Source organism: Natrinema ejinorense, assembly GCF_002494345.1.
GTDB lineage: Archaea > Halobacteriota > Halobacteria > Halobacteriales > Natrialbaceae > Natrinema > Natrinema longum.
Genome location: NZ_NXNI01000001.1, coordinates 2,197,391 through 2,210,130, shown reverse-complemented (window position 1 = coordinate 2,210,130; position 12,740 = coordinate 2,197,391). Strand labels below are relative to the sequence as shown.

Sequence of the window (12,740 nt, the reverse complement as noted above, 5' to 3'; positions counted from 1 at the left end):
TCGGTTCCCACGCGATGCCGACGCCGCCGACCGAGGTCCCCAAAACGATATATTTTCAATGGTCACGCAAGAAAGCCGATGCAATGTATATCGTCATCGTCGGCGCGGGCGATATCGGGATGCCGCTCATCGATATCGCAACTCGGTCGGGAAACGAGGTCGTCGTCATCGAGAACGACCCCGAGCGAGCGGACCGAGTCGCCGGTCAGTACGACTGTCTGATCCTCAACGACGATGCGACGGCTCACGATACGCTTCAGGACGCCGGGATCGAGAAGGCGGACGCGCTGATCAGTACGACCGATCGGGATCCGACCAACATTATGGTCTGTTTGCTCGCGCAGGAACACGAGGTGCCCAATATCGTCTCGGTCGTTCACGACCCCGAACACATGAACGTGTTCCGCCAGATCGGCGTCAATACGATGGAAAACCCACAGGAACTCATTGCCGAATACCTCTACCGGGCGGTCGCCCGCCCGGCGATCGTCGACTATATGCGAATCGGCGAGAAGGCGGAGGTGTTCGAGATCACCGTCACTGAAAACGCGCCGATCGACGGGAAGACGCTCATCGAGGCAGCGGACGACGACCTCCTCCCCGAGGACGTTCTGATCGTTGCGATCGAACGCGAAGGGGAGGATCCACCGATCACGCCGCGAGGGAACACGAGAATCGAGACCGGCGATTTGCTCACCGTCTATTCGGCGTTCGGAGCGGAACCTACCCTCACAGACGTGTTCGGCCACCCAGAAGACCGGGCAGAATGATGGTCGCACACAACGGATCGCAGCCCCGCGTCGGGCAGCCACGATGGTCGTCCTCTAACGACTGCCCGCGATCGTCTCATCACGATTTCGTCGTGTATTTGAGCCCGGATCGGGCAAGGTATAACGGATGAATGGGGCAGCGGAAACTATCGGCCGGGACCTCGGTCGCATACTCGAGGCGCTGGCCGGCCTCATGTTCGTCTCGATTCTCGTTCCGGTCGTCTGGGGCGAATACTACGCGATTCCCGCGCTGATCGTCTCCGGAGTGATCCCGTTCGCTATCGGCTACTCCTTCAGAACGAGGTTCCGGAAAGCGGCCAGACCCGGAAAGTTACACGGGATGATCATCGCCGCAGTGGGGTGGTTCTGCGTCGCGATCTTCGGATCACTGCCCTTCTACCTCATCGCGTGGACGGTCGAGTTTGCGCCGCCGGTCCTCGAGCAAGCGTCACAAGCGTCGTCGCCGACGCTCGCGGCGTTTACCAACCCGCTAAACGCGCTGTTCGAGAGTATGAGCGGCTTTACTGGCACCGGGCTGACGATGACCGACAACGAGGAGGTGCTGCCGCGGACGCTGCAGTGGTGGCGCTCGTTCATCGAGTGGGTCGGCGGCGTCGGTGTGATCGTCCTCACGACGGCGATCCTCGCTCGTCCGGGGAGCGGATCGCTCACGCTCTACGAGAGCGAGGCGCGATCCGAACGGATCCATCCGAGCATCGTCTCGACCGTCCAGACGATCTGGTGGATCTTCATCCTGTTTACCTTCGTCTCGATTCTCCTCCTCTGGGTCGTCAAAATGCCGCTCTGGGGTGCGATCAACCACGGCATGACGGGGCTCGCGACGGGTGGATTCTCGATCAAAGACAATTCGATCGCAACCTACGATAGCGTGGCCATCGACTTCGCTCTCTTGCCAGTCATGCTCCTCGGCAGTATCGCGTTCCCGGTCCACTATCTCATCCTGCAGGGCGACCTGCGGAACCTCTATTCGGACCTCCAGACCCGGTGGGTGTTCATCTATATGAGTATCGGGACGGCCCTCCTCACCGCGTTAGTGTACGTGGGCGACACCTACGACTCCCTGTTCACCGCCTTCCGGTATGGCTCGTTCCAGTTCGTCTCGGCGGCGACCTGTGCCGGCTTCCAGACCGCCGTCGATTCGACCAACGTGGCGCTGGGACGCTGGTCGGCCCAGGCCCAGCTCACTGTCGCGTTCGGCATGCTCATCGGCGGCGCGGCCGGATCGACGGTGGGCGGGATCAAGCTGATCCGTGCACTGACGCTATTGAAAGGCATTCGATTCCGTATTGCGGATGTCTTCTATCCCGAGACGGCCGTTCGGCGGCTGAAGATCAACGGACGCCGCCTCGACGAACGGGAGGTCCGCCAGGAGTTCGAGGAGGCGGCGATTATCGCGGCTCTCTGGTTCTTCTTCCTCGGTATCGGGACCTTCGTACTCCTCCTGATACTCCCGCAGGGCGAGTACACGCTCGAGAACGTCATCTTCGAAGTCGCGAGCGCACAGGGTAACGTCGGCCTCTCTGCGGGGATCACTGGACCGGAATCGCTGCCGACGCTCGGCAAGATCATGTTCCTGTTCAATATGTGGATCGGCCGCCTCGAGATCATTCCCGTCCTGGTGACGCTGCGAGCGGTCTTCGACCGCGGAGGGCTGTACCGATGACCGTCGGCGAGATTCCGATCGTGGGCGAACTCCTCGAGGCGGGTGCCGAAGATCGGGTCTTCGATTCGCTCTTGCTGCTCGGTCCCCTCCTGATCCTCGTCATTGCGCTCGTCGGTCGGTCCCGTCTCACGACCGGACTCGCGGCCGCCTACGTCGGTTTCTTCGCCGCGTACGTCCTCTTTCGCGGTGTTCGCACCTGAAGCGGGTCGATCGCGTTCGGCTACTCGAGCGGTCTCGAGCCGTGGTCGGCCGCGTCGCTCACTGAGACGACTCGGTGCGACAGCGGTGCGCAGAGCGCGAAACGGGCGGAGTCGGCTAGATCAGTTCGATGACCTCGTCGAGGACGGCCGCGTCGACGAAGACGATCACGTGATCGCCGGACTGAACGACCGTCGAGCCACGCGGCGTGATATGCTCGCCGCTTCGTGAAATCGCGCCGATGACGACGCCCTCGGGGAGGTCGTCGGTCGCCTCGGCGATCTCCCGACCGACGAGGACGCTCTCCTCGCCGACCTCGATCTCGATGACTTCCGCGAGGTCGTGCTCGAGCATGGCCACTTTCTCGGTGTGGTCGGTTCGGGTAAAGCGGATGATCTCCTCGGCGGTCTCCTCGCGGGGGTTGATCGCGACGTCGACCCCGACGGTCTCGAAGAGGTCGGCGTACTCGGGGTTCTCGATGATCGCGACGGTGCGGTCGACGCCGAGCCGGTCGGCCAGTAGGGAGACGAGCAGGTTCTTCTCGTCGCTGTCGAGGGCGGCGACGACGACGTCGGCTTCGCCGACGTGCTCGCGGGCGAGGAACTCGGAGTTGGTCGCGTCGCTTTCCATGACCATCGTGTTCGGGAGCGATTCGGCGACCTCACGGGCCCGGTCGTGGTCGCGTTCGATCATTCGCGGTCGAAAGCCGTGATCCTCGAACTCGCGGGCGGTCTGGTAGCCGATTTCGCTCGCGCCGACGATGACGACTTCTTCCGCCTCCTCGGGCATCGTGGCGACCTCGTCGGCAAACTCGTTGATCGAGGCAGGGCTGCCGATGACGACGACGCGGTCGCCCGCCCGGATGACCGTGTCACCCCTCGTGACGACCATCTCGTTGTCCCGAAAGATCGCGGCGAAGGTGAGCGAATCGTAGCAGTCGGCTTCGCTTACGGTCCGGTCGGCGATCGGACTCTCCGGGGGGATGTCGAACTCGGCCATACGGATGAGGCCGCCGGCGAACGTATCGACGTCGTGTGCGCTCGGCAGTCCCGAGATCCGAAAGATCGCCTGCGCAGTCAGCAGGTCGGTACAGACCATGAAGTCGACGCCGAAGGCACCCTGCGAACCCTGCCAGGTTTCCAGCAGCGTCCGTCGTCGAACCCGGGCGATGGTAAACACCTCGGCCGTCGCCTTCGCCGCCCCACAGACGACGGCGTTCGTCTCGTCGTTGTCCGTACAGGCGATGACGAGCCCCGCTTGCTCGAGACCAGCCTCGCGCAGTACCTCGAGGTCCGTTCCGTCGCCACGGATCGTCAGCACGTCCAGCGAGTAGGTGAGTTCATCGACGACATCGGCATCCCGATCGATAACGACCACGTCGTGGGTCTCTTCCAGGTTCGCGGCGATCGAGCGGCCGACCTCGCCGGCACCGACGATGATTACGTACATGACGATCCCTCCGAAAGCATAGTTAGTGAGAGCCGCTTTTGGTGCGACCGTCAAATGGATTGCGGTGTCCCGAAGCGACCAGATCTGCCGGTGAGATGCGATAACCCGCCGGTAGGCGGTGCCACCGGCGGCGAGTGAACCCACTGCGTTTTTAACACCTGGGCGTGTACGATGCCATAGCGAAACCCGCGGGCAAGTGCGTTCGGGCTTGCGATGTCGCAAGCGACGGACGACGGAACCGCCGTCACCGAGCGCATAGCGGGATGGCCGACGTGCTGTAAGACGCCGGGGCCGGACACGACTAGGCGTCCGCGGACCGTTTCGATGAGAGTCCAGACAGCGGCTTTCAGTGCTACGAACCATGGAAATCGAAATCGCAACCATCGGCGGCTACGAAGAAGTCGGTCGGCAGATGACTGCCGTCCGCGCCGGCGACGACGTCGTCATCTTCGATATGGGTCTGAACCTCTCGCAGGTCCTGATCCACGACAACGTCGAAACCGAACAGATGCACAGTCTCGATCTGATCGATATGGGCGCTATTCCCGACGATCGGGTCATGAGCGACCTCGAGGGCGACGTCAAGGCTATCGTGCCGACCCACGGCCACCTCGACCACATCGGCGCGATCAGCAAACTGGCCCACCGGTACGACGCCCCCGTCGTCGCGACGCCGTTTACGATCGAGCTGGTCAAACAGCAGATCGAGGGCGAACAGAAGTTCGGCGTCGAGAACGACCTCGTCAAGATGGAGGCCGGCGAGACGATGTCGATCGGCGACTCCGGCAAGGTCGATCTCGAGTTCGTCAACGTCACCCACTCGATCATCGACGCGATCAATCCCGTGCTTCACACGCCCGAGGGCGCGGTCGTCTACGGACTCGACAAACGGATGGACCACACGCCCGTCATCGGCGACCCGATCGATATGGAGCGCTTCCGCGAGATCGGCCGCGAGGGAGAGGGCGTCCTCTGTTACATCGAGGACTGTACCAACGCCAACAAGAAGGGCCGAACGCCGTCCGAAAACGTCGCCCGCGAACACCTCCGGGACGTCCTCTACAGCATGGAGGACTACGACGGCGGCATCGTCGCCACCACCTTCTCGAGTCACATCGCCCGCGTGAAATCGCTGGTCGAGTTCGCGGACGATATCGGTCGCCAGCCCGTCTTGCTTGGGCGCTCGATGGAGAAGTACTCCGGGACGGCGGAACGACTGGACTTCATCGACTTCCCCGCGGATCTCGGGATGTTCGGCCACCGCAAGTCCGTCGACCGCACGTTCAAGCGCATCATGAACGAGGGGAAAGAGAAGTATTTGCCCGTCGTCACCGGTCACCAGGGCGAGCCCCGCGCGATGCTCACCCGGATGGCCCGCGGCGAGACTCCCTACGAACTCGAGGACGGCGACAAGGTCGTCTTCTCCGCTCGCGTCATTCCGGAACCGACCAACGAGGGCCAGCGCTATCAGGCCGAGAAACTACTCGGCATGCAGGGCGCACGGGTCTACGACGATATCCACGTCTCGGGTCACCTCAATCAGGAAGGCCACTACGAGATGCTCGACGCCCTCCAACCCCAGCACATCATCCCGGCACACCAGGACATGAGCGGCTACTCGAGCTACGTCAACCTCTGTGAGAGCGAGGGGTACAAGATGGGCCGAGACCTCCACGTCACGCGTAACGGGAACCTCATTCAGCTGGTCGACTGATATGACGAGTCCCGAGGCACGCGAAGAGGCGGTACTCGAGGCGGTCCGACAGCGCCGCGAGCAGGTCAACGAGGCGATTCCCGACGAGTTGCCGATCAAGCGACCGGAGCGGCTCTACGAGGCCTCGCGATACCTGCTGGACGCGGGCGGCAAACGACTGCGGCCGACCGTTCTGTTGACGACCGCGGAGGCGCTTGCCGACGCCGAGCCGCTGTCGACGGAGTACCGCTCGTTTCCCGCGCTCGACGAGAGCGGACCGATCGACATGATGGCAGCCGCCGTCAGCGTCGAGGTCATCCAGTCGTTTACGCTGATCCACGACGACATCATGGACGACGACGATCTCCGGCGTGGCGTCCCCGCCGTCCACAAGGAGTACGACCTCGAGACGGCGATTCTGGCCGGCGACACGCTCTACTCGAAGGCCTTCGAGATCATGCTCGAGACGGGGGCGAAGCCGGATCGCATCGTCGAGGCGCTGGGCGTGCTCGCGACGACCTGTACCAAGATCTGCGAGGGCCAATCGCTGGACGTTACCTTCGAGGAACGGACCGACGTCTCGCCCAACGAGTATCTGGAGATGGTCGAACAGAAGACGGCCGTGCTGTACGCCGCCTCGGCGTGTCTCCCGGCGATCCTGCTCGGAGCCGACGACGAGACGATCGACGCACTCTATGGCTACGGCCTCGATATCGGCCGGGCCTTCCAGATTCAGGACGACGTCCTCGATCTGACGGTGCCAAGCGAGCAACTCGGGAAACAGCGGGGGAGCGATCTCGTCGAGAACAAACAGACGCTGATCACCGTCCACGCCCGCGAGCGCGGTGTCGACGTCGACGAACTGGTCGACACCGACGACGTCGACGCGGTCACCGAAGCCGAGATCGACGACGCAGTCGCCGAACTCGAGTCGGCCGGCTCGATCTCCTACGCCAACGAGACCGCCCGTGACCTCGTCGCCCAGGGGAAGGACCGACTCGAGGTCCTGCCGGACAACGAAGCACGCGCGCTGCTCTGTGACCTCGCTGATTACCTGATCGAACGCGGCTATTGAGACGGTCCCCTGTCCCGACTGGACACCACGGACGGGTTCGTTGGTCGCCGGCACTGCCCGACGGCGCTCCGTCTGAGCCACCTCGGGCGTCGCTTTCGAATCGGATCGACGCTCGGGCCGGTGACCGGCCGTCTCTCCGGACGGCAAGCGCGGAGCCGGCCGAGTCGCGAGGAACCGCGAGGGTTTTGAGATGGGCACGACTAGTCCGTTGTAATGAACGACGAGTTACGCGAGCGCGTCGAGCGCGAAGCCGAGAAGCACGCGCTGTTGAACGCCGTCAAACACGAGAGCGACGCCGCGGTCGGTGCCGTCATGGGGCCGCTGATGGGTGACAACCCCGACTTCCGCGAGCACTCCGACGCCGTCCCCGGCGTCGTCGGCGGCGTCGTGAGTCGCGTCAACGACCTCGACTACGAGGAAAAGCGGGCCCGGCTCGAGGACCTCGCACCCGAGGAACTCGCCGAGATCGAAGCCGAGGAGGAGGAAGACGAACACGACCTCCCCGATCTGCCCAACGCCGAGGAGTACGACGAGATCCGGATGCGGTGTGCGCCGAACCCGAACGGCCCGTGGCACGTCGGCCACGCCCGGATGCCCGCCGTCATCGGCACCTATCGCGAGCGCTACGACGGCTGGTTCTGTGTCCGATTCGACGACACCGACCCCGAGACCAAGCGGCCGGATCTCGAGGCCTACGACGCGATCCTCGAGGATCTCGACTATCTCGGCTTCGAACCCGACGCGACCTACAAAGCCAGCGACCGCCTCGAGACCTACTACGATCACGCCCGCGACCTGATCGAGATGGGCGGAGCCTACACCTGCTCGTGTTCGGGCGAGGCGTTTTCGGAACTGAAGAACTCCGGTGAGCCCTGCCCGCATCGCGACAAGGACGAGGAAACCGTCCGCGAGGAGTTCGACGCGATGGTCGACGGCGAGTACAGCAGCGGCGAGTTGGTCCTGCGGGTCAAGACCGACATCGAGCACAAGAACCCGGCGCTGCGCGACTGGGTGGCTTTCCGGATGATCGACACGCCACATCCGCGGGAGGCAGCCAGCGAGTACCGCTGTTGGCCGATGCTCGACTTCCAGTCGGGGGTCGACGACCACCTGCTCGAGGTCACACACATCATCCGCGGGATCGACCTGCAGGACTCCGCGAAGCGCCAGCAGTTCGTCTACGATTATTTCGGGTGGGACTACCCCGAAGTCATCCATTGGGGACACGTCCAGCTCGACGACTACGACGTCAAGATGAGCACGTCGACCATCTCCGAACTGATCGAGGACGGCGCGCTCGATGGCTGGGACGACCCGCGAGCGCCGACGCTCAAGAGTCTGCGACGGCGCGGTATCCGCGGTGAGGCCATCGTCGAGGCGATGACCGGCCTTGGTACCTCGACGACGGACGTCGACCTCGCGATGAGTTCGATCTACGCGAACAACCGGGATCTGATCGACGAGGAGACCGACCGCCGCTTTTTCGTCCGCGACGGCAACCAGCTCCCCCTCGTCGGGGATCCGCCCGCCGAAGCGAACCCGCCGCTCCATCCCAACCACGAGGAGCGTGGGGTCCGCGAGATCCCCGTCGGCGACTCGGTCATGCTCGAGGTCGACGACGTTCCCGACGACGAGAGCGGCGATCAGCGCATCTGGCTGAAGGGACTGGGCTGTTTCCGGTTCGACGACGGCGTCCTGCGATACACGGACGACGACATCGACGTGGTCCGCGAGGGCGGCGTCGACGTGATCCACTGGGTTCCCGCAGACGGGAGGGTCCCGGTCCGTATGCGAACGATGGACGGCGACGTGACCGGCCACGCGGAACCGGGGGTCGGCGACCTCGAACCGGACGAGATGGTCCAGTTCGAGCGGGTCGGGTTCGCGAGAATCGACCGGCAGGAAACCGACGACGAAGACGAGGAGACGGTCGCGTACTACGCGCATCCATAGGATTACGTCCGCCAACTCGGCGACGCTGGCTCGCTCGCCGTGCGATCTCACTCGAGCAGGTCGTCACTCAGCTCCGGATCCGGATCGGCGACGACGCCGTCCTGCCGACCGAGGACGCGGGCGTGGGCGGCACAGACGAAGCGGTTGTCCGCCCAGGGAATGTGCAACTCGACCGCAGCCGGCCGATCACAGTCTGACTCGGAACACTCCATTCACGAATGACAACGACACCCACAGCTTCAGTGTTTCCCAGGTCACAGCACGAAGACGGCCACGAGGAATCCCAGCAGGATCGACGCCGTCAGCAGGACCTGGACCGCCGTCGATGCGAGGGTCCCGATGGTCGTGTAGACCGCCGAGCGCGCGCTTCCCTCGAGTTCCTCGCCGCGGACGAACTCGAGGACGAAGACGGTCCCGAAGAGGCCGACGAGCAGTCCCAGCGGCCCGGTGACGACCATCAGGAGGAGACCGACGACGGCGGCGACGGCGGTGGTCAGCCACGATGCCCCGCCGGCCCGTGCGGCGATCGAGCCGCCGAAGAACTCGACGAGTGCGGTGATGACGGCGATGAGGGCAAGGACGGTGAAGGTGAGCGCGCTCAGTTCCGCGGATCCGGCTCCGACCCAGTAGACGACGAGGCCGGCCAGCGAGAGCAGGCCGCTGGGGACCATCGGGACGGCCGCGCCGACGATTGCACCCACGAGCAACGCGATGGCGATGACGAGGACGGCGTCGACCATATTAGGGGGACGACGGACCGCGGCAAAGGCGTACCGCCTTCAGTAGCATTAGGTGACCGCCTCCGAACCCGTGGATATGACCCACTCGCGTGGAGCGATCATCGTTGGCGCGTCCTCGGGTATCGGCGAAGCACTGGCTCGGCGACTCGCGGCGGAGGGGTACGAAATCGGTCTGGCGGCCCGTCGAACGGAGCGGATGCAAGCGATCGGTGCCGAACTGCCGACCAAATCGTCCGTCGCGACGATGGACGTTACCGACGTCGACGACGCTCGAGACGGCTTCTTCGAACTGGCCGAGGCGATGACGTCAGTCGACCTCGTCGTCATTAGCGCCGGGGCTGCGACCGTCAACCGGGACCTCGAGTGGGTGCCCGAGCGACGAACGATCGACGTCAACGTCCGCGGCTTCACTGCCATCGCGACGGCCGCAATGGAGTTCTTCGAGGACGATCCCGAACACGCGAGCGAGAGCGACGGTCACCTCGTGGGAATCTCGTCCATGGCGGCTCACGTCGGTAACGGCGACGCGCCGGCGTACAACGCCTCCAAGGCCTACGTCTCGACGTATCTCGAGGGGCTTCGCTATCGAAGGACCGGTCGCGACGTCGACGTGACGATCACGACCATCGAACCGGGGTTCGTCGACACCAAGCTATCGCTGGGCGGGTTCTGGGAGTGTTCGCCCGAGACGGCGGCCGAGCAGATCGCTCGAGCGATCCGTAACGAGCGGGCTCACGCCTACGTGACGCGGCGATGGCGGGCCATCGCGTGGCTCGTGGATCTCGCTCCGGAGTGGCTGCTCCGACGACTGTTCTGAGTCGCCTCTCGATGTGGTGCCAGCGGCTCACCACGACCCAGCGTGCGCCACCGCCTGCCGTGTTCCGGTTCGGACGGCCACGAGCGATCACTCGTCGACGAATCGCGCTCGCACCTCGAGTGCGGCGTCCGTTCCGTAGTGGTCGACCAGCGGACAGAACGCGTCGCCGAGCGCGCGCATACACTGTCCCGAGGAGTGGTACTCGAGGCGGTCGGCGACCGTCTCCCAGCCGTGGCCCTGGAGTGCACGCAGGACCAGCAACCGCTCCTCGCGGTCCGTCAGGGTGACGGTGTCGGGGTCGTCGACGAGGTATCGGACGACGAGGTCCCTGAACGGCCCGGGATCGACGTCGAACAGCCCCGGACCGTAGGCCGCACCGGCGACGACTCGCCACTCGTGGTCCGTCATCGAGAGCGGCGGGCCGGCGTCGGCGTCGACGGTTCGGAGGAGCGCTCGAGCGACGTCGGGCGCGAGGTCGTCGAGCGCGTCCGAACTGAGTGCGGCGACCCGGCGGACGAACCAGTCGGCGTGGCGATCGTGGAGCGCACGGCCGTCGTCGCCGGTCGGCGCGAGCATGAGCGCGGAGTACTCGCCGCTGGCGTCGTTTCTGGTCGTCGAGACGTGGACCGTTCGATAGCCGTTCTCGTGCCAGAACTCGAGGAGGCCGGGCGTCGCGCCGAAGCCGGTGCCGAGCCAGTCGAGCGCGGACTCGTACTCCGCGTGGACGCGCTCGAGCAGGTGCGAGCCGAGCCCGCGCGAACGGGCCGCGTGGTGGGTCGCGATCCGGACGACGCGGCGGCCGACGGGCTCGCTCGCCGCCTCGTCGCGCAACTGGCTCGTCAACACGTCCGGCAGCATGTTGCCGCGGACGCGGCCGCCCTCGTACATCATCGCCCGCGTCTCTGCCGGGAGATCCCCCTCGCGAGCGAGCAGGGCGACGCTGACGACGTGGCCGTCGTGGAGTAGCGCGTGAGCCGCGAGGTTCGGGGCGTCGAGTAGTCGCGCGAGGTCGTTTGGCTCGGTCCGATAGTGGGCGAGGACGAGCAGGCCGAAGGCCTCCCGGAGCAGTCGGTCGTCCGCGAGGAGGTCCTCGGGCTCGAGTCGTCGGTACTCGACCGTTTCGGGCGTGGCGTCGGCCACGAGCTGGTCGACCGGCGGCCGGGCGTCGAGCAACAGTGCGCGGAAGGCCCACACCTCCACGGGATCGCCGGCCGCGTACCGGATCGGTTCGACCAGCGTACGGTCGGTCACCTCGTGGTCGCTCTCGGCGAGTCGATCCCGAAAGCGGACCGAGAAGCCCCGCCCCGCGCCCTCGTAGCCGTGGATCGTCGTCGCGAACGCGACCCTGTCGGCCCCGAGCAGCGACTCGAGGGTTGCGACCGGGAGCGCGGCAGCTTCGTCGACGATAACGACGTCCGCCGACTCGAGGGCCTCGATGGCGTCCGACGGCTCGAGGTATCGGACAGCGCCACCGGCAGCCGTCTCGATTCGGCGGGTGTCGACGGTGGCGTCGTCCCCCTCGAGTCGCTCGCAGAGTTCCCCCGCCCGCTCGAACAGTTCCGCCACGTTCCGCGCGGCGGGGGCGGTCACCAGCACGTCTTTCCCGCCAGCGGCGAACGCCCCTGCGGCCAGCCCTGCGGCGCTCGACTTGCCCCGGCCGCGGTCGGAATCGACGACGACGGCCCGATCGTCCTCGAACAACGATTCGAAGGCGGCAACGGCGTCGACCTGATCGACCGTCAGGCAGGCCTCGTAGGCAGCGGCCGGAAACCGATGGTTCGTGGGTGGTGTCGGCGCGGCCGCTGCAAGCCGCGGAGCGGGGTCCGTCAGGCCGTCGGCCTCGAGGCGATCCGCCTCGAGATCCACGATCGCGATACCGCGGTGTGCCCGTAGCGTCTCGACGAGACGGCGTTTGAATCGGCCGGTGACGTCGTCCAGTTCGAACGGCGGGACCGCGAGCGATTCGTCGAACGCACCGCGGCGGTCCGGCCACGTCTCGAGGGAGGGCGTCAGAAGAACGAGGAGGCCACCCCCGTCGACCGCGCCGGTGACTGTGCCGAGCGCGTTCGGCTGGAGCCCCTCGTGGACGTCGACGGCGATGACAGCCCGCGTGGTCCCGAGGAGGTCGCTCGCGTTGACCTGTCGGCGGTGTTCACACCGGAGCCGATCCTCGGGACCGACGAGCGTCGTGCCGGTGATCGGGACTGAGAGGGCGTCGAGGATCGACTCGAGGCGGTCGTACCCACGGTTCCGGCCTCCTGCAAGCACCAGCACCCGGCGCTCGTTGGCTCGCGTGGCTTCCGTGCGGAGCGCTCGTGCGAGCGTAACGACATCCGCGTCCGCGTTCATACGGCCGCTTTG

General features: G+C 65.4%; 11 protein-coding genes. 7 read left to right on the top strand and 4 right to left on the bottom strand.

The annotated features are described in order from the left end of the window. Positions 1-83: 83 nt before the first annotated feature. From CP557_RS11045 to CP557_RS11035, 3 genes are all read left to right on the top strand, one after another. Positions 84-770 carry a potassium channel family protein gene (locus CP557_RS11045; protein ID WP_097379958.1) on the top strand — a complete coding sequence of 229 codons (687 nt, stop codon included), beginning with the start codon at positions 84-86 and terminating at the stop codon, positions 768-770. A gap of 127 nt (positions 771-897) precedes the next feature. Beyond that, the gene (locus tag CP557_RS11040; protein WP_097379957.1) at positions 898-2,454 is read left to right on the top strand and encodes a TrkH family potassium uptake protein; all 1,557 of its coding nucleotides are present in this window, start codon (positions 898-900) and stop codon (positions 2,452-2,454) included. Continuing rightward, a complete protein-coding gene (locus CP557_RS11035) occupies positions 2,451-2,654 on the top strand; it encodes a hypothetical protein (protein ID WP_097379956.1) in 204 nt (67 codons plus the stop codon). Before CP557_RS11040 ends, CP557_RS11035 begins: the two co-directional genes overlap by 4 nt. 115 nt (positions 2,655-2,769) lie before the next feature. On the opposite strand, the gene trkA is transcribed toward CP557_RS11035, so the two are convergent. Next, entirely contained in the window at positions 2,770-4,101 is a 1,332-nt protein-coding gene (trkA, locus tag CP557_RS11030; protein WP_097379955.1) for a Trk system potassium transporter TrkA, read from the bottom strand. Positions 4,102-4,462: 361 nt separating this feature from the next. On the opposite strand from trkA, the gene CP557_RS11025 reads away from it, so the two are divergent. From CP557_RS11025 to CP557_RS11015, 3 genes are all read left to right on the top strand, one after another. Further along, positions 4,463-5,815, top strand: coding sequence for a ribonuclease J (locus tag CP557_RS11025; RefSeq protein WP_097379954.1), 1,353 nt, complete (start codon positions 4,463-4,465; stop codon positions 5,813-5,815). 1 nt (position 5,816) lies between these two features. Continuing rightward, positions 5,817-6,869 (top strand): geranylfarnesyl diphosphate synthase, encoded by a 1,053-nt coding sequence (idsA3, locus tag CP557_RS11020; protein WP_097379953.1) that lies wholly within the window; start codon positions 5,817-5,819, stop codon positions 6,867-6,869. Between the two features lie 213 nt (positions 6,870-7,082). Further along, positions 7,083-8,822, top strand: coding sequence for a glutamate--tRNA ligase (locus CP557_RS11015; RefSeq protein ID WP_097379952.1), 1,740 nt, complete (start codon positions 7,083-7,085; stop codon positions 8,820-8,822). A gap of 47 nt (positions 8,823-8,869) precedes the next feature. On the opposite strand, the gene CP557_RS22560 is transcribed toward CP557_RS11015, so the two are convergent. Both CP557_RS22560 and CP557_RS11010 read right to left on the bottom strand, forming a co-directional pair. Beyond that, the gene (locus CP557_RS22560) at positions 8,870-9,034 is read right to left on the bottom strand and encodes a hypothetical protein (RefSeq protein ID WP_169924371.1); all 165 of its coding nucleotides are present in this window, start codon (positions 9,032-9,034) and stop codon (positions 8,870-8,872) included. Between the two features lie 42 nt (positions 9,035-9,076). Further along, positions 9,077-9,562, bottom strand: a complete 486-nt coding sequence (locus CP557_RS11010) for a DUF456 domain-containing protein (protein ID WP_097379951.1) — start codon at positions 9,560-9,562, stop codon at positions 9,077-9,079. 76 nt (positions 9,563-9,638) lie between these two features. Here CP557_RS11010 and CP557_RS11005 point away from each other — a divergent pair, with 76 nt between their 5' ends. Next, entirely contained in the window at positions 9,639-10,379 is a 741-nt protein-coding gene (locus tag CP557_RS11005) for an SDR family NAD(P)-dependent oxidoreductase (protein ID WP_097379950.1), read from the top strand. A gap of 87 nt (positions 10,380-10,466) precedes the next feature. Here CP557_RS11005 and tmcA read toward each other — a convergent pair whose 3' ends face one another. Then, a complete protein-coding gene (gene tmcA / locus CP557_RS11000) occupies positions 10,467-12,728 on the bottom strand; it encodes a tRNA(Met) cytidine acetyltransferase TmcA (protein WP_097379949.1) in 2,262 nt (753 codons plus the stop codon). Positions 12,729-12,740 lie beyond the last annotated feature (12 nt).